Origin of the sequence: Metabacillus sp. YM-086 (assembly GCF_048059995.1) — a bacterium.
Lineage (GTDB): Bacteria > Bacillota > Bacilli > Bacillales > Bacillaceae > Metabacillus > Metabacillus litoralis_B.
This window is the reverse complement of sequence record NZ_JBLUOI010000043.1, coordinates 22,605-45,222: the sequence shown is the minus strand read 5'-3', so window position 1 is coordinate 45,222 and position 22,618 is coordinate 22,605. Positions and strand designations below refer to the sequence as shown.

Annotated in this window: 24 protein-coding genes and 2 riboswitches; all 24 genes read left to right on the top strand. The window is 36.3% G+C overall.

The features are described from left to right. Nucleotides 1-1,817, top strand: a 1,817-nt coding sequence (locus ACEWK1_RS17440) for a 3-hydroxyacyl-CoA dehydrogenase family protein (protein ID WP_416636540.1), incomplete at its 5' end; no start/stop codon positions are given. Between the two features lie 26 nt (nucleotides 1,818-1,843). Continuing rightward, on the top strand, nucleotides 1,844-3,019 hold the full coding sequence (locus ACEWK1_RS17435) for an acetyl-CoA C-acetyltransferase (RefSeq protein ID WP_098796430.1): 1,176 nt from the start codon (nucleotides 1,844-1,846) through the stop codon (nucleotides 3,017-3,019). A 99-nt stretch (nucleotides 3,020-3,118) separates the two neighbouring features. Then, nucleotides 3,119-4,903 carry an acyl-CoA dehydrogenase family protein gene (locus tag ACEWK1_RS17430; RefSeq protein WP_212137626.1) on the top strand — a complete coding sequence of 595 codons (1,785 nt, stop codon included), beginning with the start codon at nucleotides 3,119-3,121 and terminating at the stop codon, nucleotides 4,901-4,903. 222 nt (nucleotides 4,904-5,125) lie between these two features. Next, nucleotides 5,126-5,485 (top strand): arsenate reductase family protein, encoded by a 360-nt coding sequence (locus ACEWK1_RS17425; RefSeq protein ID WP_251397687.1) that lies wholly within the window; start codon nucleotides 5,126-5,128, stop codon nucleotides 5,483-5,485. A gap of 87 nt (nucleotides 5,486-5,572) precedes the next feature. Continuing rightward, nucleotides 5,573-5,956, top strand: a complete 384-nt coding sequence (gcvH, locus tag ACEWK1_RS17420; RefSeq protein ID WP_098796433.1) for a glycine cleavage system protein GcvH — start codon at nucleotides 5,573-5,575, stop codon at nucleotides 5,954-5,956. 57 nt (nucleotides 5,957-6,013) lie between these two features. Then, complete coding sequence (locus ACEWK1_RS17415; RefSeq protein ID WP_098796434.1) at nucleotides 6,014-6,250, top strand: YusG family protein; 237 nt, start codon at nucleotides 6,014-6,016, stop codon at nucleotides 6,248-6,250. 300 nt (nucleotides 6,251-6,550) lie between these two features. After that, on the top strand, nucleotides 6,551-6,898 hold the full coding sequence (locus ACEWK1_RS17410; RefSeq protein WP_098796435.1) for a toprim domain-containing protein: 348 nt from the start codon (nucleotides 6,551-6,553) through the stop codon (nucleotides 6,896-6,898). Nucleotides 6,899-6,919: 21 nt separating this feature from the next. Beyond that, nucleotides 6,920-7,225, top strand: coding sequence for a thioredoxin family protein (locus tag ACEWK1_RS17405; protein ID WP_098796436.1), 306 nt, complete (start codon nucleotides 6,920-6,922; stop codon nucleotides 7,223-7,225). 136 nt (nucleotides 7,226-7,361) lie between these two features. Then, nucleotides 7,362-7,679, top strand: coding sequence for an SCP2 sterol-binding domain-containing protein (locus ACEWK1_RS17400; RefSeq protein ID WP_098796437.1), 318 nt, complete (start codon nucleotides 7,362-7,364; stop codon nucleotides 7,677-7,679). 125 nt (nucleotides 7,680-7,804) lie between these two features. Further along, on the top strand, nucleotides 7,805-9,118 hold the full coding sequence (locus ACEWK1_RS17395; RefSeq protein WP_098796438.1) for an O-acetylhomoserine aminocarboxypropyltransferase/cysteine synthase family protein: 1,314 nt from the start codon (nucleotides 7,805-7,807) through the stop codon (nucleotides 9,116-9,118). Between the two features lie 195 nt (nucleotides 9,119-9,313). Then, nucleotides 9,314-9,420: riboswitch (SAM riboswitch) on the top strand. Nucleotides 9,421-9,524: 104 nt separating this feature from the next. Next, the gene (locus ACEWK1_RS17390; RefSeq protein ID WP_098796456.1) at nucleotides 9,525-10,550 is read left to right on the top strand and encodes a methionine ABC transporter ATP-binding protein; all 1,026 of its coding nucleotides are present in this window, start codon (nucleotides 9,525-9,527) and stop codon (nucleotides 10,548-10,550) included. Continuing rightward, a complete protein-coding gene (locus tag ACEWK1_RS17385; RefSeq protein ID WP_098796439.1) occupies nucleotides 10,543-11,211 on the top strand; it encodes a methionine ABC transporter permease in 669 nt (222 codons plus the stop codon). The genes ACEWK1_RS17390 and ACEWK1_RS17385 overlap by 8 nt, the downstream gene beginning before the upstream one ends. 12 nt (nucleotides 11,212-11,223) lie before the next feature. Further along, a complete protein-coding gene (locus ACEWK1_RS17380) occupies nucleotides 11,224-12,075 on the top strand; it encodes a MetQ/NlpA family ABC transporter substrate-binding protein (protein WP_098796440.1) in 852 nt (283 codons plus the stop codon). A 140-nt stretch (nucleotides 12,076-12,215) separates the two neighbouring features. Continuing rightward, complete coding sequence (locus ACEWK1_RS17375) at nucleotides 12,216-12,584, top strand: carboxymuconolactone decarboxylase family protein (RefSeq protein ID WP_098796441.1); 369 nt, start codon at nucleotides 12,216-12,218, stop codon at nucleotides 12,582-12,584. Between the two features lie 229 nt (nucleotides 12,585-12,813). After that, entirely contained in the window at nucleotides 12,814-12,954 is a 141-nt protein-coding gene (locus tag ACEWK1_RS17370) for a hypothetical protein (protein ID WP_176551024.1), read from the top strand. 385 nt (nucleotides 12,955-13,339) lie between these two features. Further along, nucleotides 13,340-14,125, top strand: coding sequence for a Fe-S cluster assembly ATPase SufC (gene sufC, locus ACEWK1_RS17365; RefSeq protein WP_098796442.1), 786 nt, complete (start codon nucleotides 13,340-13,342; stop codon nucleotides 14,123-14,125). Nucleotides 14,126-14,145: 20 nt separating this feature from the next. After that, the gene (gene sufD / locus ACEWK1_RS17360; protein ID WP_098796443.1) at nucleotides 14,146-15,447 is read left to right on the top strand and encodes a Fe-S cluster assembly protein SufD; all 1,302 of its coding nucleotides are present in this window, start codon (nucleotides 14,146-14,148) and stop codon (nucleotides 15,445-15,447) included. Continuing rightward, on the top strand, nucleotides 15,447-16,670 hold the full coding sequence (locus ACEWK1_RS17355; RefSeq protein ID WP_098796444.1) for a cysteine desulfurase: 1,224 nt from the start codon (nucleotides 15,447-15,449) through the stop codon (nucleotides 16,668-16,670). The genes sufD and ACEWK1_RS17355 overlap by 1 nt, the downstream gene beginning before the upstream one ends. Further along, nucleotides 16,663-17,100: a Fe-S cluster assembly sulfur transfer protein SufU gene (gene sufU / locus ACEWK1_RS17350; protein WP_121663332.1), complete on the top strand. Its 438-nt coding sequence runs from the start codon at nucleotides 16,663-16,665 to the stop codon at nucleotides 17,098-17,100. Before ACEWK1_RS17355 ends, sufU begins: the two co-directional genes overlap by 8 nt. Before the next feature lie 42 nt (nucleotides 17,101-17,142). Next, complete coding sequence (sufB, locus tag ACEWK1_RS17345; RefSeq protein ID WP_416636539.1) at nucleotides 17,143-18,540, top strand: Fe-S cluster assembly protein SufB; 1,398 nt, start codon at nucleotides 17,143-17,145, stop codon at nucleotides 18,538-18,540. A gap of 183 nt (nucleotides 18,541-18,723) precedes the next feature. Continuing rightward, nucleotides 18,724-19,596, top strand: a complete 873-nt coding sequence (locus ACEWK1_RS17340) for a DUF72 domain-containing protein (RefSeq protein WP_416636538.1) — start codon at nucleotides 18,724-18,726, stop codon at nucleotides 19,594-19,596. A 30-nt stretch (nucleotides 19,597-19,626) separates the two neighbouring features. Beyond that, a complete protein-coding gene (locus ACEWK1_RS17335) occupies nucleotides 19,627-21,030 on the top strand; it encodes a bifunctional metallophosphatase/5'-nucleotidase (protein WP_416636537.1) in 1,404 nt (467 codons plus the stop codon). A gap of 66 nt (nucleotides 21,031-21,096) precedes the next feature. Next, a complete protein-coding gene (locus ACEWK1_RS17330; RefSeq protein ID WP_098796449.1) occupies nucleotides 21,097-21,399 on the top strand; it encodes a YunC family protein in 303 nt (100 codons plus the stop codon). 114 nt (nucleotides 21,400-21,513) lie between these two features. After that, nucleotides 21,514-22,248 carry a sporulation protein YunB gene (gene yunB, locus ACEWK1_RS17325; protein ID WP_121663329.1) on the top strand — a complete coding sequence of 245 codons (735 nt, stop codon included), beginning with the start codon at nucleotides 21,514-21,516 and terminating at the stop codon, nucleotides 22,246-22,248. A gap of 71 nt (nucleotides 22,249-22,319) precedes the next feature. Then, nucleotides 22,320-22,498: riboswitch (Lysine riboswitch) on the top strand. Nucleotides 22,499-22,618: the final 120 nt, after the last annotated feature.

Here is a 22,618-nt window from a genome sequence, read left to right as displayed (position 1 = left end):
TTGGTGAAGATGTGTTAGGAAAAGGTGTTGTAGAAGCAAAGGACACGCCTAACTTTATTGCAAACCGAATTGGAACATATGGCTTACTAGTAACAGTCCAAGAAATGTTAAAAGGCGGTTATAGTGTTGGTGAGGTTGATTCTATTACCGGACCAATTATCGGTAGACCAAAAAGTGCTACTTTCCGAACACTTGATGTAGTAGGTTTGGACACATTTGCACACGTGGCGAAAAATGTACATGAGCAAGTGGATGGACAAGAAAAAGCAGTATTTGAACTTCCCGGCTTTTTAGAAAAAATGCTTGATAATAAATGGCTTGGCAGTAAAAGCGGTCAAGGATTTTATAAAAAAGAAGGAAAAACAATTCTAGAATTAAACCCTGAAACATTTGAATATGAAGAGAAAAAGAGATTGCAGGCAGCATCTGTAGAACTTGCAAAGCAGGCTAAAGGCTTACCAAATAAATTGAAAGCGCTTATTTATAGCGATGATCGAGCGGGTGCATTGTTAAGAAGCATCACCGTACCAACACTAGTTTATTCTGCCCAGCTACTAGGTGAAATTGCTGATGATATTGTCGCAATTGACCAAGCAATGAAATGGGGATTTGGCTGGGAGGCTGGTCCGTTTGAGCTGTGGGATGCAATTGGTGTAGAAAAATCAGTTGAATTAATGGAGCAGCAAGGTGTTCAAGTACCAAGTTGGGTAAAAGAAATGCTTGGAAAGGGCTTTGGAACATTCTACAGAGAAGAGAATGGGGTTCTTTTCTTCTATAACAATGGTGAGTATCGACAAGTAAGACAAAACCCTAAAGTGATTAATTTAAAGACACATAAACAAATAAATGGTGTTATTAAGAAAAATAGTGGTGCAAGCTTTATTGATTTAGGTAATGACGTTGCGTTGCTCGAGTTTCACTCACAAAGCAATGCAATTGGGTTAGATATTATCCAAATGATTAATTTTACAGTTGATGAAGTTGAAAAGAACTACAAAGGACTTGTTATTGGAAATCAAGGTAAAAACTTCTGTGTTGGAGCCAACTTAGGCATGATCTTAATGGAGGCACAGGATGATAATATCTTTGAAATTGAAATGGTCGTTCATCAATTTCAGCAAGCAATGATGAAAATAAAATATAGCAAAAAACCAGTCGTGGCTGCACCATTCGGCATGACATTAGGCGGTGGAGCGGAGATATGCTTACCGGCAAGTAGCATTCAAGCATCAAGTGAAACATATATGGGATTAGTAGAAGTTGGGGTAGGACTGATTCCAGGTGGTGGCGGAAACAAAGAGCTTTATATAAAGCAATTAAGCAACATGCCTAAGGGAGCAGACTTTGATTTACAATCAGTTGCTAACAAAGTCTTTGAAACAATTGCCATGGCAAAAGTATCGACTTCTGCAGCAGAGGCAAGAAAAAATCAGTTCCTAAACAATCGTGACAACATCAGTGTGAATAGTGATCACTTATTATACGATGCAAAACAAAGAGTCATTGAGCTTTACGATAACGGATATCAACCACCTGTCCGCAACAAAGTACCTGTAGTGGGAGAAACGGGCTATGCGACTCTTTTACTCGGTGCCCAATCCATGCATCTTTCCGGATATATTTCAGATCATGATTTAAAAATCGCAAAGAAACTTGCCTATGTTATCGCAGGAGGTAAGGTTCCATTCGGTACAGAAGTAGATGAGCAATATTTGCTGGATTTAGAAAAACAAGCATTTTTAAGCTTAGTAGCTGAAGGGAAGTCACAGCAACGTATGCAGCATATGCTTTTAAAAGGCAAACCACTTAGAAACTAATACTGTAAGAAAGGGAGGTTAGTAGAATGAGAGAAGCAGTTATTGTGGCAGGTGCCAGAACACCTGTAGGAAGAGCGAAAAAAGGTACGTTAGCAAACATGCGACCTGATGATTTGGGAGCATTAGCTGTAAAGGAAACATTAAAAAGAGCAGGGGATTATGACGGGAATATTGATGATCTCATTATAGGCTGTGCAATGCCCGAAGCAGAGCAGGGATTAAATATGGCAAGAAACATTGGGGCTTTAGCCGGTCTCCCTTATACAGTTCCTGCGATCACAATAAATCGCTATTGCTCGTCCGGGTTACAAAGTATCGCCTATGGGGCTGAAAAAATTATGCTAGGTCATTCAGAAACAACCATTGCAGGTGGAGCTGAATCTATGAGCCTTGTTCCAATGATGGGGCATGTTGTCAGGCCAAATGCAAAGCTAGCTGAAGAAGCTCCAGAATATTATATGGGCATGGGACACACTGCTGAAGCTGTTGCCAAAAAATATGGTATCACACGTGAAGAGCAGGACGCTTTTGCAGTAAGAAGTCATCAAAGAGCGGCAAATGCAATTAAAGAAGGAAAATTTGATGATGAAATTGTTCCTGTAGATGTACCAGTAAGAACAGTTGGACCTGATCATAAATTACATGAAAAGGTTGTTACGTTCAATCAGGATGAGGGTGTTCGAGCAAACACAACTTCAGAAGTACTTGCTACATTAAAGCCGGCATTTTCAGTAAAAGGGTCTGTCACAGCAGGTAATTCTTCACAAACAAGTGACGGAGCTGCAGCTGTTATGCTGATGGATCGGGAAAAAGCTCAATCTCTTGGCTACCAACCATTGGTGAAGTTTAGGTCATTTGCTGTTGCCGGAGTTCCTCCTGAAATTATGGGAATTGGTCCAGTTGCTGCTGTACCTTTAGCTTTAAAATACGCAGGCTTGGAGCTTTCAGATATTGGCTTATTTGAATTAAATGAAGCATTTGCTTCTCAATCCATTCAAGTTATTAGAGAGCTAGGACTTGACGAAGATAAAGTGAATGTAAACGGTGGAGCAATTGCACTTGGTCATCCACTTGGATGTTCTGGTGCAAAGTTAACTCTTTCATTAATCCATGAAATGAAAAGAAGAAATGAACAATTTGGTGTCGTAACAATGTGTATTGGTGGCGGAATGGGTGCTGCAGGGGTATTTGAATTATTGTAAGTATTAACGACAACAGATGAGCAATCGAAAAAAACGATTGTTTCAAGTTCTACTTTCTAAATAGCAGTTATTCAAATAAATGTTAATGGGGGAATTTTCATGTCAAAAGCAACAGATGCAGTGATTAAAGGTGGAAGCTTTTTAATTGAAGATGTTTCATATGATCGAGTTTTTACTCCTGAGGATTTTACAGATGAACACAAAATGATTGCAAAAACAACGGAGGATTTTGCGGTTAATGAAGTGCTTCCACATCTTGAAGATATTGAAAATCATGAATTTGATAAATCTGTTAAGCTTTTAAAGCAAGCGGGGGAACTTGGTTTATTAGGGGCAGATGTACCTGAGGAGTATGGCGGATTTGGATTAGATAAAATCAGCTCTGCTTTAATTACTGAAAAGATTTCAAGAGCTGGAAGTTTCTCTTTATCTTTTGGTGCTCACGTAGGAATTGGTTCATTACCAATCGTGTTATTTGGTAATGAAGAACAAAAGAAAAAGTACTTACCAGGGCTTGCTTCTGGTGAAACACTTGCAGCTTATGCATTAACAGAGCCAAGCTCAGGGTCAGACGCACTTGGTGCTAAAACAACAGCTAGACTTAATGCAGAAGGCACTCACTATGTGTTAAACGGTGAAAAACAATGGATCACAAACTCCGGTTTTGCAGATGTTATTGTTGTTTATGCAAAGGTAGATGGTGAACATTTCTCAGCATTCATTGTAGAGAGAGATTTTCCAGGTGTTTCAACAGGTCCTGAAGAAAAGAAAATGGGAATAAAAGGATCTTCAACAAGAACAGTTATCCTAGAAGATGCTCTAGTGCCAAAAGAGAACTTATTAGGTGAGTTAGGTAAAGGACATGTGATTGCCTTTAATATCTTGAACATTGGTCGTTATAAGCTAGCAGTTGGAACAATTGGTGGAGCAAAGCGCTTAATAGATGTAGCTGTTCAATATGCGAACCAGCGTCAACAGTTCAAAACACCAATTTCAAGCTTCTCTCTTATTCAGGAAAAACTTGCAAATATGGCAGCGAAAACATATGCGATGGAAAGTTCAGTTTATCGCACCGTTGGCCTATTCGAAGACCGTATGAGTAGGTTAACTGATGAGGAAATTAAAAACGGAAAAGAAGTCGCAGAATCTATTGCTGAGTATGCTATTGAATGTTCATTAAATAAAGTATTTGGTTCTGAAACACTAGACTATGTCGTAGATGAGGCTGTTCAAATTCACGGTGGTTATGGATTCATGGCAGAATATGAAGTTGAGCGTGTTTATCGCGATTCTCGTATTAACCGTATTTTTGAAGGAACAAATGAGATCAACCGTCTACTAGTACCAGGAACCTATTTACGAAAAGCTATGAAAGGTGAACTACCTTTATTCCAAAAAGCGCAAAGTTTACAAGAAGAGCTGATGATGCTTATGCCTGAAGAGGTCGGAGAAGGGACACTAGAACAAGAAAAGTACTTATTAAAAAATGCAAAGAAAATCGGCATTTTAATTGCTGGTTTAGCAGCACAAAAGTACGGAAAAGAATTACAAAAAGAGCAAGAGGTTCTTGTAAATATTGCTGATATTGTAAGCAATGTATATGCGATGGAGTCAGCGATTTTACGTACTGAAAAAGCAATTGCTAAGAACGGTGAAGAGAAAAACAAACAAAAGCTTCTTTATACACAAGTATATTGCCAAGAAGCCTTCAATGAAATTGAAGCACATGCAAAAGAATCATTAATTGCGGTTGAGTCAGGTGATTCTCTACGAATGATGATGTCAGCATTACGTAAATTTACACGTCACACTCCAATTAATGTAATTGGCAAGAAAAGAGAGATTGCAGCAGCAATTATCGATAAAAATGCATATCTAGCTTAATTTTCAGGAGGCAATGATATCATTGCCTCCTTCAACCTGTTTTCAATCAATAAAGAGCAATGTTCAGTGCCTTCTAATTCTCAACCAAATAAGATAAAAGTTAAATTTGAGCCTTGAAATTTAATTATTTCTAATTAGGCGGGAATGATGATATATGATAAGATAGAGAAAAATATTCCTTAATTGGAAAGTTTGATTATTAGGAGCAAAGAGGTGAAAAACTTGGCACTGAATTTTTACTGGTATCCTAAATGTGGGACGTGTCGTAAAGCTAAAAAATGGCTTGAAGATCATAATGTAGAATTTAATGAAATACATATCGTTGAAAACCCACCAAATAAAGAAGAGCTAGAAAGCATTTACAAAAAAAGTGGACTAGAGCTTAAAAAATTCTTTAATACAAGTGGACAAAAATATCGTGAACTTGGGCTTAAAGATAAACTTGCATCAATGTCAGAGGATGAAATGCTTCAACTCTTAGCAAGTGAAGGAATGCTTATTAAACGTCCTCTTACAGTTGGTAATGAACATGCTACAGTTGGCTTTAAAGAAGAGCAATTTGGCGAAATTTGGAATAAATAGAAGTTAGTTATTGCATAGTTAACGGAAAACTGTTAAAACAAAGATGATTAAGCTGAAATTTGTAAATATTCCTGGAGGTATGAAGACATGAACACACCTAAAGAACTGCGTTATTCAGAAGAACATGAGTGGGTAAAAGTAGAAGGAGATAAGGTGCGTATCGGTATCACGGATTTTGCACAATCAGAGCTTGGGGATATCGTATTTGTTGAATTACCAGAAATTGGTGATGAACTTCAAGCGGACGAGCCATTTGGAAGCGTTGAGTCAGTAAAAACAGTATCTGAATTATATGCACCAATTAGTGGGAAAGTTGTAGAAATTAATGAAAATCTTGATGATAGTCCAGAATTCGTTAATGATTCACCTTACGAAAAAGCATGGATGATCGTCATTGAACCTGCAAACCCTGCTGACATTGAAAAGTTAATGACAGCTGAGCAATATGAGGAAATGACAAATCAAGACTAATTAGCATGATATCGTGAATTATGGACATTCTATAAGTAGATAAAGGAGGGTGTCCATATGACAATTCAAAAACAACAATTAGATATTACTGATCGAGTTGTAGGAAAATTTGGAGATGGGCAATTAAATCTTTATCTGGAAAAAGAAAGAATTGGCCAAATGGTCTCAGAAAATAATTATGACTTAAAAGCGGGATATGAATTCAATAATAACCGCTTTTACCAAGTTGCAGATGTTGTAACAGGACCAGACCAAAAATACGTCGATTGTGACTATGAAAATGGTTGGTGTTAATAAAGCAGCAGTGGAATCTCCACTGCTCTTTTGCAATTAAACAGGTCGTTTCTTATCATGCTTTTCTAAGTAGCTTTGTGATTTTTAATTTTAAGTTGTTTCGTAATGATTTTGTTTTTGAACACTATTTTTTAAAACGATAGTGGAGCGCAATGGAACGGACCAGTCTTACGAGTAAACGCAATTAACAACAAAGATAACAGCTATTTAGAAAAAACATAAAATAAAGGGAAACAACCTCGACAAATCGAATAGGTTATATATAAAGACTTTTACTTACATTAAAAATAGGTGATGGCTATGTCGTTAGTTGAGGTTGAAAAAGTATTAATTGTTGAAGGAAAATCAGATAAGAAAAAGGTTTTAAATGTAGTAACTGAACCAATAGAAATAATCTGTACAAATGGAACAATTAGCATAACAAAAATGGATGAGCTAATTGATGAATTATTCTTAAAGGAAGTTTATATATTAGTTGATTCAGATGATGCTGGTGAACGATTGAGAAAATTATTTAAACGAGAATTTCCTGAAGCCTCTCATCTATACATTGATCGGGCATATCGTGAAGTTGCAACAGCACCGGATCACCATGTAGCATCTGTTTTGCTAAGTGCAAATATAGATGTAAACGCAAAATTCCTTTAGAAGGGATATGGAGTTAGTTTTATGATTGAATGGAAAGAAAAGGAGCTCACCCTTCCTAAAAAGGGTATTCAAATTACGTACCTTTACACACCAATGTGTGGGACATGTCAAGTAGCGAAGAAAATGTTAACGGTCGTTGATGAAATGATCCCCACTTTGGACATTTACTCCGTAAATCTAAATTATTATCCTGAAGATGCGAAACGATTAGGAATTGAGAGTGTACCTTGCCTAATTATTACTGAGAACGGTGAAATGAAAGAAAAAGTATATGCTTTCCAATCTGTCACACATCTTTTTGACTTAATCAAACAATATGCCTGCTAATTTGACATATTTCTCGGGAAATAGACTGATTTTACGAAAGAAAAGCAGAAACTGTCGAGTTATTTATAGAGGATTCTTTCGACCTTCAATGAAGTTATATAAACATAACCTTGTTGAGATCGGGAGGATTCTTTTTATGTTTTTAACAACTTTTGTCTCAAGCTTGAATAAAGGAAATTTAATAACACCCATTCTTTTAAAACGAAAATTAATTGTAGAATTTCGTTCAACAGATAAAGGGAGTCATTTTTTAGAACTTTCATCAAGTGAATCAAAACTATTATCGATTCAACCAGTTCATGTTGATTTTGTTATAGAAGGAGAAGAATCAGACTTAGAAGAGGTTTTTCTTCATCCGATAAGTTTAAAGCAACTTATATCGTTTGGGAAATTATCAATAAAAGGCTCATATCGAGATTTTCTTAGGCTAGAGGCTTTAATTAAATTAATCTAAACTTAAAAATTCTTATATACTTCAAACACAACTTCTATTACCATTAAAGTAGTCTAGGAAAGAATACTACATCTTGTTATCACACCTATTAGTAGACATTAAGAATGTATAATAGGAGGAAGAAGATGAAAGAGAAACTTTATCGCCCAGAAACGGTAACCATTCATGGAGGGTTAAAGAAAGATTCAATGACAGGTGCAAGAGCTGTTCCAATTTATCAATCAAATGCTTATTTATTTGAAAATACCGAGCATGCGGCAAATTTATTTGGATTAAAGGAGCCTGGATATATTTATACAAGAATTCATAATCCAACTTCATCTGTCTTTGAAGAAAGAATTGCTGAACTGGAAGGTGGAATCGGAAGTTTAGCTGTAGCAAGTGGAATGGCAGCGATTACATTGTCAGTTTTAAACCTAGCTGGTTCTGGTGATGAAATCGTATCAGCCTCTACATTATATGGAGGTACATATAACTTATTTGCTAACACATTACCAAAGTACGGAATCAATACGGTTTTTGTTGATCCAAAGAATCCGGAAAATTTCCGATCTGCTATTACTCCGAAAACAAAAGCTATTTTTGCAGAGACAATTGGAAATCCAAGCTTAGATGTTCTTGATATCGAGGCAGTTGCTGAAATTGCTCATGAAGCTGGAATTCCATTGATTGTGGATAACACATTTGCCACACCGTATCTATGCAGACCTATCGATCATGGTGCCGACATTGTTGTTCATTCTGCAACAAAATGGTTGCTTGGGAATGGTACAACTCTTGGTGGAGTCATTGTAGATGGAGGTAAATTTGACTGGAATAGTCCAAAATTCCCTGGGTTTACAACTCCTGATCCTAGCTATCATGATTTAGTTTATGCTGAAGCATTAGGAGAACAAGCGTATATTATTAAAGCGAGAGTTCAGTTATTAAGAGATTTAGGCCCAGCGATTAGCCCATACAATGCCTTTCAATTTAATCTTGGTCTAGAAACCCTTCATGTCCGTATGAAGGAACATGTATCAAATGCAAGGAAAATGGTGCAATATTTAGAAAGTCACCCAGCTGTTGAGTGGGTTCTATACCCTGAAAATAGCCAACACCCTGCGAAGGACTTAGCTGCTAAATACTTACCTAAGGGTGCTGGTTCTGTAGTAGTATTCGGTATCAAGGGCGGAAGAGAGGCTGGTGCAGCTCTTATTAACAACGTTGAACTTTGGTCACATGTAGCAAATGTTGGAGATGCGAAAAGCTTAATCATTCATCCTGCGAGTACAACTCATCAACAACTAGGCGTTGAAGATTTAAAGAAATCTGGTGTAACAGAAGATTTGATCCGCTTATCAGTAGGAATTGAACATATAGAGGATTTAATAGAAGATTTAGATCAAGCTATTTTTGAAGCAACAGGTGTAAAAGGAATGGAGAAAGTAAATTCTTAATTAATGAAATATTCTAATAATATTATTTATTGTATAATATTGAAAGGGGTTGCAGATAAATGCAACCCTTTTCATATTTGAAATGTAAAATCACAGTGAAAAAAGTAAGCTATTTTAAGAAAATAAATAATTGACATTGATTTTCAACACATGATACAATCACAATCGTACTTAAAAAGACAATCAAATATTTAACTCTTATCAAGAGAGGTGGAGGGAAGTGCCCGATGAAGCCCGGCAACCATCAGTTCATTCTGAAATGGTGCCAATTCACACAAAGCAGATGCTTTGAGAGATGAGAGAAAGGTATTCAAGCGCCTTTCTGCTCATTTTGCAGGAAGGTTTTTTATATGTAAAAAAATGAACGGTAGAAAATAGTAAAGGAATAAAGGAAGAAGGTGACAAAATGATAACATTATCAAATGTTAATAAAGTTTATAAAACAAAGAGCGGCTCTGTTCAAGCTGTTAACAATGTAAACCTTGAAATTAAAAAAGGTGAAATATTCGGAGTTATAGGATATAGTGGAGCCGGAAAAAGTTCATTGATCCGTTTGTTAAATGGACTAGAAAAACCAACTAGTGGGGAAGTCGTTGTGGCAGGTAGTCAGATTGGCTCAATTTCTGGTACAAAGTTGCGTAAAGCACGCTTAGAAATAAGCATGATCTTTCAACACTTTAACTTATTGTGGTCAAGAACAGTGAGAGAGAATATTGCATTTCCTTTAGAAATTGCAGGAGTAAGTAAAGCGAAACGACTTAAACGTGTTGATGAGCTTATTAAGCTGGTTGGACTGGAAGGAAGAGAGAATGCATACCCTTCTCAACTTAGTGGTGGTCAAAAACAACGTGTTGGGATTGCCAGAGCGTTAGCGAATAATCCCAAGGTTTTATTATGTGATGAAGCTACATCAGCACTTGATCCCCAAACAACAGATTCAATTCTAGACCTGCTTGTTGATATTAATAAACGACTAGGCTTAACAATCGTATTAATTACACATGAAATGCATGTCATTCGTAAAATTTGTCATCGAGTAGCTGTTATGGAAAATGGTGAAGTGGTTGAACAAGGAAATGTATTGGATGTTTTCAGAAACCCTCAGAAACCTATAACAAAAACGTTCGTTAAACAAATCTCAGAGCCGGATGATACGAAGGAAGCAATTGACCTACTACTAGAAAATTATCGTTCTGGAAAAGTACTTCAGCTAACATTTGTTGGTGAAGGTACAGAAAGACCATTGATTAGCAATATTATTAGGAAATTTAATATTGAAGTGAATATTGTACAAGGTAAAATTTCACAAACGCAAAATGGCTCTTATGGTTCATTATTTTTGCATATAGATGGAGATCTTGATGAAATTAACCGTGCAGTTGCTTATATTGGAGAACAACAAGTAGAAGTGGAGGTGCTGGCGAATGCTTAATCAGTTTCTTCCAAATGTAAAATGGGAAAAAGTATGGGAGGCAACTTATGAAACAACTTACATGACAGGAGTTTCGGTTGTCGTCACTTTTTTCTTAGGAATTATACTTGGTTTACTTTTATTCTTAACTTCAAAAGGCAATATCTGGGGTAACAGTATACTTAATACAATTTTATCTGGAATCGTAAATATATTTCGGTCAATTCCGTTTATTATCCTTGTTATTTTACTCTTACCCTTCACTAAAGTTGTAGTTGGGTCAATTCTGGGAGAAAATGCTGCTTTACCCGCACTAATTATTGGATCCGCTCCATTTTACGCAAGGATGGTTGAGCTTGCTTTAAGGGAAGTTGACAAAGGTGTTATTGAAGCAGCTAAATCGATGGGAGCAAAAACGTCGACAATTATGTTGAGAGTACTATTACCGGAATCTTTACCAGCTTTGGTTTCAGGGATTACAGTTACTGCAATCGCATTGGTTGGTTATACAGCTATGGCCGGAGTAGTAGGTGCTGGAGGTCTTGGTGACCTTGCTTATCGAGAAGGATTCCAGCGTAATAATTTTGAAGTAACCATTGTAGCAACCATTTTTATCTTAATTATTGTGTTTATTATCCAATTTATTGGAGATATATTAGTTAAAGCTATCGATAAACGTTAGGAGGAAAAAATGATGAAAAAATATCTTTTATCATTAGTATTAACAATTTTCGCTATTCTACTTGTTGCATGTGGCGGAGGCGAAAATGAAACAACTCAAGAAGAAAACACAGGGACTGAGCAAGAAACGAAAGTACTAAAAGTTGGAGCGACAACTGTTCCTCATGCAGAAATTTTAGAAGAAGCAAAACCACTGTTAGCAGACAAAGGTATTGAATTAGACATCGAAGAGTTTTCAGATTATCCATTAATTAACCCAGCGCTTGCTGAAGGTGACCTGGATGCAAACTACTTCCAGCATGTTCCATATTTAGACAATGCAATTAAAGAAAATGATTTTGATCTTGCAAATGTTGGAGCAATTCATATTGAGCCTTTTGGTATTTACTCAAAAGAATACAAAACACTTGAAGAGTTACCTGAAGGTGCAAAAATTATCATGAGTAACAACGTTGCAGAAATGGGACGCGTGTTAGCACTACTTGAAGAAAAAGGTCTAATTAAATTAAATCCAGATGTTGATAAAATTAATGCAACAAAAGATGATATCGTTGAAAATGCTAAAAACCTAGAAATTGATGATAGTGTTGCACCAGAAATGTTGGCAAGTGCTTATGAAAATAACGAAGGTGATGCAGTTATTATCAATGGTAACTACGCACTTGCAGCAGGATTAAATCCAGCAGAAGATGCTGTAGCTCTAGAAGCTGGTGAAAATAACCCTTATGCAAACATCATTGTTGTTCGTAGTGAGGATAAAGACAAGGAAGAGATTAAGACTCTTGTAGAAGTATTAAAATCTCAAGAAATTAAGGATTTTATTAATACAAAATACCCAGGTTCAGTACTGCCTGTAAATGACTAATTTAAGAAATCCTTTAAGAGATCTGTAAACACAGGTCTCTTTTTTTATTGGATTCTTCAGTCACCAAGTTTGTATACAATGGTTTGAAAAATACATACTATTACTGATTGATTAAGTTATGAATGGAGTTGTTATTGAAAATGGAATATCATGAACCTAGAAATTCTACGGAAGCTGCTTTACATGAATATAAAAGTGGATTAGGTACTTTCACACAAAAGATGCCGGAGATTGCACGCCATTATAATGCTTTTACTGAAGCTTGTTTTGCTGAAGGGACACTATCAAAAAAAGAAAAACATTTAATTGCATTAGGAATTGCAGTGAATACCCAAGATGAATACTGCATTATCTACCATGCAAAAGGATGCTTGGACAACGGTGCTAGTGAAGAAGAAATTTTAGAAACTGTTGGTGTTACAGCTGCATTTGGTGGTGGAGCAGCAATGAGCCAAGCTGTTACATTAGTTCAAGAATGTATAACAGAGTTAAACCAACTAAAACAATAAATCGAGTAATATAGAGTATTTTTGAGGGAAATTACAAAAATAGTTGGTTATTTTTACAGAATGAATCAATTTCAAATATTACGGTTTGTGAGATTATCTTACGAACTTTGAGTTGTTTGAATATTCTTGATAAGCTTTATATGTAAAATAAAGCTGAAAGGATTGATTCATTATTCACTCGAATCAAGAGTCAATTGATCTCAATTACACAACTGAAATGGAAAAGGCGATGCATCATTCTCATGGTATAGGGTACGCTGAATATGCTAGTAAGCATGATAAACGTATGGATGTTGAAAAGAGCCGTGAAGAAGATTATCGTAAAAGTCAGTTGATTTATGCTGATGTTGAAAGAAAAATGAAAAAGTAAAGCCTATAGATGGAAGAACCAGAATAACTGGTTCTTCTTTTTTAATGGAAAGACATTAGGGAGGAAAAAGCGTGTTTACTCCAAATGCACATACTTAACCCTCTAATTTCCTTCATCACAAAGAGAATGTTTTTTCTTAAAAGGTGAAAAATAAACTAGGGTCTCAAGGTAGATTCACAGAGCAATGTGTTATATAGTAGAAACTGTCTAATTTCTCTATTTACATAAATTTTTTAATGTGAATTTATCAAAGTTAGGATAGATATTTTAATGTCAAAATTCGACTCTATTCCTTAAAGGTTGTGTTCACTTTTCATTTGTTATAATATTAGAATGAGAATAAAATGAGAATTAGTAAACTTTATATATTATTGGAGGTATCATTATGGCAGGCTCTACATTAATCATTAAGGATTTACACGTAGAAATTGATGGGAAAGAAATTCTAAAAGGTGTAAATCTTGAAATAAAAGGCGGAGAGTTCCATGCAATCATGGGGCCAAACGGGACAGGTAAATCTACTTTATCTTCAGCAATCATGGGGCACCCAAAGTATGAGGTAACACAAGGTAGCATTACATTAGATGGGGAAGATGTATTAGAAATGGAAGTAGACGAGCGTGCTCGTGCAGGTCTATTTTTAGCTATGCAATATCCAAGTGAAATCAGTGGGGTAACAAACGCGGATTTCTTACGTTCTTCTATTAACGCCCGCAGAGAAGAAGGCGATGAAATCTCTTTAATGAAATTCATTCGTAAAATGGATGCAAACATGGATGAGCTTGAAATGGATCAAGATATGGCACAACGTTATTTAAATGAAGGTTTCTCCGGCGGAGAGAAAAAACGTAATGAAATCCTTCAATTAATGATGATTGAACCAAAAATTGCTATTCTAGATGAAATTGACTCTGGTCTAGATATTGATGCATTAAAAATTGTTGCAAAAGGAATCAACAAAATGCGTAGTGAAGAGTTCGGTTGCTTAATGATTACTCACTACCAACGTTTATTAAACTACATCACTCCAGATAAAGTACATGTAATGATGCAAGGACGTGTTGTTAAATCAGGTGGCCCTGAGCTAGCTCAACGTTTAGAAGCAGAAGGCTATGACTGGATTAAACAAGAATTAGGTATTGAAGACGAAACTGTTGGGCAAGAAGCATAATAGTAAGGGGGACTAAGACGATGGAAACATTAACGATCAATCAGGATTATGTCTCAAGCTATTCAAAACAGCTTGGTGAGCCGGATTGGCTTACAGATCTTCGCTTACAAGCTTTTGCCAAGCTAGAGGATCTTCCTATGCCTAAACCGGATAAAACAAAAATCGATAAATGGAATTTTACAAATTTTAAAGAACATACTGTTGAGAGTGCAAAATTAGACTCATTAAATGACTTACATGAAGATGTGAAATCATTAATTGACCTTGAGTCTACAACTAAAAACTTATATGTTCAAGTTAACAATACAGCTGCATATACTTCATTATCTTCTGAATTAAAAGATAAAGGTGTCATCCTAACAGATATCCATACTGCAGCAAAAGAGCATTCTGACTTGCTACAAAAATACTTTATGACGGACGGGGTGAAGGTTGACGAGCACCGCTTAACTGCTTTACATGCAGCTCTTCATAACGGTGGGGTATTTGTTTATGTCCCAAAAAATGTAGAAGTAGCAGAACCAATTCAGTCAGTATTTGTTCATGACAACCCTAATACAACATTATTCAACCACGTAATTGTTGTAGCTGATGATAATAGCTCAGTAACTTATGTAGAAAACTATATTTCTACTGTTCAAAATGTAGAGGGTGTGTTTAACATCATCTCAGAAGTATTTGCTAATACAAATGCTCGTGTAACATACGGTGCAGTTGATACTCTTGCAGAAGGAGTAACAACTTATGTAAACCGCCGTGGGGTTGCTGGTCGTGACTCACGTATTGAATGGGCATTAGGTTTAATGAATGATGGCAATACAATTTCTGAAAATGTTACAAACTTAATGGGCGACGGCTCATTTGGAGATACAAAAACAGTTGTAGTAGGTCGTGGAGAGCAAAAGCAAAACTTCACAACGAAGGTTGTACACTTTGGTAAACACTCAGAAGGGTATATCTTAAAACATGGAGTTATGAAGGATAGTGCATCTTCTATTTTCAATGGTATTGGTAAAATCGAGCACGGTGCTTCAAAGTCAAACGCAGAACAAGAATCTCGTGTTCTTATGTTGAGTGAAAAAGCACGTGGTGATGCAAACCCAATTCTATTAATTGATGAAGATGATGTAACGGCAGGTCACGCTGCTTCTGTTGGACGTGTTGATCCAATTCAATTATATTATTTAATGAGCCGCGGTATTCCTAAAGTAGAAGCTGAGCGTCTTGTTATCCATGGCTTCTTAGCACCTGTTGTTAAAGAACTACCTATTGAAGGTGTTAAAAAGCAGTTAGTTGAGGTTATTGAAAGGAAAGTTAAATAATGAATATCTCTGATATTCGTCAGCACTTTCCGATTTTGGACCAACAAGTAAACGGGAAAGACCTCGTTTACTTGGATAGTGGTGCAACTTCTCAGAAACCACTATCCGTTATAGATGCTCTTTCCACATATTACAAAGAATATAATTCTAATGTTCACCGTGGTGTACACACATTGGGTACAAGAGCAACTGACGGTTATGAAGGAGCTCGTGAGAAGGTAAGGAGATTTATTGGAGCAAAATCGATCCAGGAAATCATCTTTACTAGAGGTGCTACTACTGCTTTAAATATTGTTGCTCAGAGCTATGGGCTTACAAATGTAAAAGAAGGTGATGAAATTGTCATCACTTATATGGAACATCATGCGAATGTGATTCCTTGGCAACAGGTAGCGAAAATAACTGGTGCCACTTTAAAATATATTCCATTACAAGAAGATGGTACAATCGACTTGAAGGATGTTGAAGAAACAATCACACCAAATACGAAAATTGTATCAGTCATGCATGTATCAAACGTACTTGGAACGATTAATCCGATAAAAGAAATCACAGAGGTTGCTCATAAGCATGGAGCTGTGATGGTTGTAGATGGTTGTCAAAGTGCTCCACATATGAAAGTAGATGTCCGAGATTTAGATTGTGATTTCTTTGCATTCTCGGCTCACAAAATGTGTGGCCCAACAGGTATCGGTGTGTTATACGGTAAGAAAGCACTCCTTGAGAAGATGGAACCTGTTGAATTCGGTGGTGAAATGATTGACTTTGTAGGATTACACGAGTCAACATGGAAGGAGCTTCCGTGGAAATTTGAAGCTGGAACTCCTATCATTGCTGGGGCCATTGGTCTTGGCGAAGCAATTGATTTCTTGGAGAAGGTCGGTCTAGACAATATAGAATCCCATGATCGTAAGCTAACTAAATATGCTTATGAACAGCTTAGTCAAGTTGATGGTTTAACTATATACGGTCCTAGTCCAGAGAAACGTACTGGGTTAGTAACATTTAATATAGAAGATGTGCATCCACATGATGTTGCAACAGTTTTAGATGCTGAGGGAATTGCTGTTCGTGCAGGTCATCATTGTGCGCAGCCTTTAATGAAATGGCTGAAGGTTTCCGCAACAGCAAGAGCTAGTTTTTACCTGTACAACACGGAACAAGAAGTTGATAAGCTTGTTGCAGGTATTAAAAAGACAAAGGAGTACTTCAGTAATGTCTAATCATGTAAATCTTGATACTCTTTATCGTCAGGTTATTATGGATCATTATAAAAACCCGAGAAATAAAGGGATCCTTGACAACAGTCTTACAATTGATATGAATAATCCAACTTGTGGAGATCGTATCCGTTTAACACTTGATGTACAAGATGATGTTGTTAAGGATGCAAAATTTGAAGGAGAAGGCTGCTCGATTTCAATGTCTTCTGCATCAATGATGACTCAGGCGATTAAAGGTAAAAAATTAGAAGAAGCATTAAAGCTATCAGAAATCTTTTCGAATATGATGTTAGGAAAAGAATATGATGATGATATCGACTTAGGTGATATTGAAGCATTACAGGGAGTGGCAAAATTCCCTGCACGTATAAAATGTGCGACATTAGCTTGGAAGGCTATGGAAAAGGGCGTGAAAGAAGGCAACGAATAGGTTGCTTACGCCATAAATCTAATTTGATTGGAGTGAATGTAGATGGCAAAAAAGGCACCTGAAATCGGCGATTATAAATATGGTTTTGCTGACAAGGATGTTTCCATCTTCCGTTCTAAACGAGGATTAACGAAAGAGATTGTTGAAGAAATCTCTCGTATGAAAGATGAACCACAATGGATGCTTGATTTCCGTTTGAAATCATTGGAGTATTTTTACAATATGCCAATGCCACAATGGGGTGGGGATATGGCCTCATTAAATTTCGATGAAATTACGTATTATGTAAAACCTTCTGAGAAATCAGAACGCTCATGGGATGAGGTTCCTGAAGAAATTAAAGCTACATTTGATAAATTAGGGATCCCTGAAGCAGAGCAAAAATATTTAGCTGGTGTATCAGCTCAATATGAATCAGAGGTTGTTTACCATAACATGAAAGAAGACCTTGAAGACCTTGGTATTGTCTTCAAAGATACGGATACAGCTTTAAAAGAGAACGAAGATATTTTCCGTGAGCATTTTGGAAAAGTAATTCCTCCAGCAGATAATAAGTTCTCTGCTTTAAACTCTGCTGTATGGTCTGGTGGATCATTCATTTATGTGCCAAAAGGTGTTAAAGTTGATACTCCATTACAAGCATACTTCCGTATTAACTCTGAAAACATGGGACAATTTGAGCGTACATTAATCATCGTTGATGAAGGCGCACATGTACACTATGTTGAGGGTTGTACAGCTCCAGTTTATACAACGAACTCACTTCACAGTGCAGTTGTTGAGATCATTGTTAAAGACGGTGGCTACTGCCGTTATACAACAATTCAAAACTGGGCAAATAACGTGTTTAACCTTGTAACAAAGCGTGCAGTTTGTGATGCGAATGCAACGATGGAATGGATCGATGGTAACATTGGTTCAAAATTAACTATGAAATACCCAGCTGTTATCCTTCGTGGTGAAGGAGCACGTGGTATGACACTTTCTATTGCCTTAGCAGGTAAAGGTCAACACCAGGATGCAGGTGCAAAAATGATTCACCTTGCGCCAAACACATCATCTACGATTGTTTCCAAATCCATTTCAAAGCAAGGTGGTAAAGTAACATATCGTGGTATTGTACACTTTGGACGTAAAGCTGAAGGGGCAAGATCAAACATTGAGTGTGATACACTCATCATGGATAATCAATCAACATCTGATACAATTCCATACAATGAAATTCTTAACGATAATATTTCTCTTGAACACGAAGCGAAAGTTTCAAAAGTATCTGAAGAGCAATTATTCTATCTAATGAGTCGTGGTATTTCAGAAGAAGAAGCAACAGAAATGATCGTAATGGGCTTTATCGAGCCATTCACAAAAGAACTTCCAATGGAATATGCAGTAGAAATGAACCGTCTGATCAAGTTCGAAATGGAAGGTTCTATCGGTTAATAACTTTCATATAAAAAGGACTGACAATTGTCAGTCCTTTTTAGTACGTAAAGAATACGTGTGAAACAACCATTTGTGTTATATTTGGGTAATATGTCGTTAGAACTCTGTTAAGGTTTATGGAAAGAACAAAGAGTCGTATAATTAAGGTAAAGCCGTTAATTAAAAAAAGGATGATTTTGATTGACAAGCATTCAAATAGGTTTAACTGGATGGGGAGATCATGATTCCCTTTACACTAGTTTGAATACAACGAATAAATTACAAGAATATGCTGCACATTTTCCAACGGTTGAAATTGATTCATGTTTTTATGCTGTCCAGCCGGAACGTAATATGGAAAAGTGGGTAAAAGATACACCAAAGGGGTTTCAGTTTATAGCAAAAGCTTATCAAGGAATGACAGGACATCTTCGCGGAGAAATTCCCTTTGATAACAAATCTGATATGTTTTCAGCATACATAAAATCGATTCAACCATTAAAAAATGCAAATAAATTAGCTATGGTATTATTCCAATTTCCCCCTTGGTTTTCATGTAACAAAGAAAATGTAGCATACTTAAAATGGTGCAGAGAAAAAATGGGAGATACAGAGGTTGCATTAGAATTTCGCAACCGCTCGTGGTTTTCTTCTAGTTATTATGATAAAACCTTACAGTTTATGGAGGATGAGAAATGGATTCATAGTATTGTGGACGAACCTCAGGCTGGTGAAAGATCGATTCCCACCGTTCTAAAACCAACTACTCCTCATAAAACACTTATCCGTCTCCATGGAAGAAATGTATATGGATGGAATAAGCCGGCTAATGGAGATAATTGGCGAGATGTTCGATATTTGTATCGATATAATGAAGAAGAGTTATTAGAGTGGAAAGACCATTTAGCTGAGATACTACATAGAACAGAAACAACATATATGCTCTTTAATAACAACTCAGGTGGAGATGCTGCAGATAATGCAAAGATGATGATAAATCTACTAAATCTTCATTATACAGGCTTAGCTGAAAAACAATTAAGTTTGTTTCAAGATAATAATGAGGGCATGTAATATGTGGAGTTTAAGTAAGGAGAGAGGAACATGTTAGAAACCGTTCACCTTTATCATACAAATGATTTACATAGTCATTTTGAAAATTGGCCAGCTATCGTTCAATTTATAAAAAACAATAAAGCATGGCATGATCAACAAAATGAACAAATGATTTTATTGGATATTGGAGATCATTCAGATCGGTTTCATCCAATAACTGAAGCAACAAAGGGAAAAGCAAATGTTACACTGTTAAATCAGTTAAATTATGACGCAGTAACAATTGGTAATAATGAAGGCATTACTTTTTCACATGATGACCTTGATTCTTTATACGAAAACGCAACATTTCCGGTGATATTATCTAATTTATATACCGAATTGGGGGAACGCCCTAATTGGGTTGTTCCTTATCATATTATTACACTTAACAGTGGTACGAGGATTGCTTTCCTTGGTGTTACGGTTTTCTATGAAAAGTTCTATGAATTACTTGGATGGAAAATAAAAGACCCTTTTCAAAGTTTATTGGAGACTGTTGAACAAGTAAAGGAACAATGTGATGTGATTGTACTTTTGTCTCATTTGGGAATAAGTGATGACGAAATTATAGCAAAAGAGTTTCCTGATATTGATGTAATTATCGGAGGTCATACCCATCATGTTCTGAAAGAAGGGATTGAGCTTCATAACACTCTAATCGCAGGTGCAGGAAAATATGGTCAATATGTTGGGCATATTTCTTTATCTATTTGTCTTGAGACTAATAAACTTCATCAGTATAAAGCTTCTCTATTTCCAATAGAGGAGCAGAAAATAGTATGTAATGAAACAGAGTTATGGCTACAAGAATCTTCAAGACAAGCCGATAACATTCTTTCGGAGGTAATTGGTGTCTCAAAAAATGGTCTTTCTTTAGATTGGTACCAAGAATCTGAATTCCCAAAACTCCTTGTTCAATCAATAAAGGAGTGGTGTGATGGAGAGGTTGCAATGGTGAACTCAGGTATTCTTTTAGAGCCATTACAAAAAGGATCTGTCACAAGAAAAGATCTTCATCGCATTTGTCCACATCCAATAAATCCGTGTAAGGTTTATTTAAAAGGTGATGTTCTTAAAGAAGTTATTGTTCAATCGAGAGATGAGAAGATGGAACATTTAAAGCTAAAAGGTCTTGGCTTTAGAGGAAAAGTAATGGGACGAATGGTTTTTGATGGGATTGAAGTAAACATGGAAACGTTAGAGGATGGCAAAGATCATGTGAAAGAAATAGTTGTTAATGGCAAACCCATTTCGCCTGAAAGAATTTATGCTGTTGCGACGATCGATATGTTTACTCTCGGTCCACTATATCCTGAAATCGGTCATGCCGAGAAAAAAGTGTTTTTTATGCCTGAATTATTGAGAGATTTATTAGCTTGGAAGTTAGGTGAAAAATCTAGAATTGAATAGGCACATATCTACACGTATCCTTTCTTAATTCATAAGAATATATCAAGAAAGGAGTGTAGATACACAATGGTTACAATGACTCCAGTTGTTATAGAAGGAAAGCAGTTCACAGCGATTACAGTTGCGTTGCCTAAAACAAATTTTATGGCAGTTACAAACGATAAAGGATATATCATGTGCGGAGCACTTGATGTTGCATTATTAAATGAAAAGCTTAAAGACCGAGGAATTATTGCTGGTCGTGCTGTTGGTGTCCGTACAATTGATCAATTACTCGAAGCGCCACTGGAATCTGTCACATATGAAGCAGAAAAACTGGGAATCACTGTGGGAACAACAGGAAAAGATGCTTTACTAAAAATGGCTTAAGTAAGAAGCAAGCCTGTATTGTCCTAAAACAATAAAAAGTTTAGAATGAATAAAAAAGTAAGCGTACATCCCTCCTGTCATGCATAAACATAGCTTGTAAAGGAGGGATTTGTTTTGGCTAAGTTTCGCGGTCGACGCCCGCGCAAAGGGCCTTTACCTTTTCGATATGTACTGTTGTTAACACTTGTTATATTTACGTTTCTGACAGCCAGTAGTTTTTGGTATGTAGATAGCAAAGTAGAGCCAGCTATTATGGATATCGCAAAGCTAGAAGCTTCTTCCATTGCAACAACGATTATTCATGAAGCTGTAAAGGAAGAAACAGAGAAAGATCAAGAAAACCTTGTTATAATAGATAAGGATAACAACGGCAATACAAACACAATCCGATTTAATTCAGCAGTTGTTCGAGCAGAATTAGATCGAATTACTGATAACATCACAAGGAAATTAACCGAAATTGAAAAAGGAAATTTTCATACAACAGACAATCAGGAAATGGAATTAGATGATGGAATTGTTTATTCGATTCCGCTGGGGCAAATAACGGATAATGCAATTTTAAGTACTATAGGTCCAGATATTCCAGTTCGTTTTTACTTAATAGGTGATGTACATACCGATATAAAAAGAACATTAAAGGAATATGGAATTAACAGTGCTGTTCATGAAATATCTGTTATTGTGGAAGTAACTGTCCAGGTTGTTATCCCCTTCTCAACAAAGCCTGTTACGATTACTAATACAATTCCTATTGTTGACATTGCAGCTCACGGTGATGTACCGCAGTATTATAATAATGGAAGCGGAGAAAATGCACCTGCCATTGAATTACCAGCAATTCCATAGTTGTCATATGACTACTATTTTGCTAAACTATTGAAAGTTAATTAAATATTGACCTACATCACCTTATCTCATGATGAGGTAGAGGCGCAGAAACCAAGAGTACAATATGTGAGAATGACAACGATGAACGTATTGAAAAGGGGTTTTTGCCGAAGTGAATGCTGGCTAGTCAGGCTGCATTTGCTGGTATTACGTTGAATAAAGGTAATACTGTCATTATAGAAAACTATAATGGAGGGCTACTGATCGAGATGGAGGATAACATAACATTATTCAAATAAGAGTAATGATAGTTATTTTCTATCGTTACTCTTTTTCTATGCACTTTTTTAGGGTGCATTGTTCCTTACAATCAGTATAAGCCCTTCCA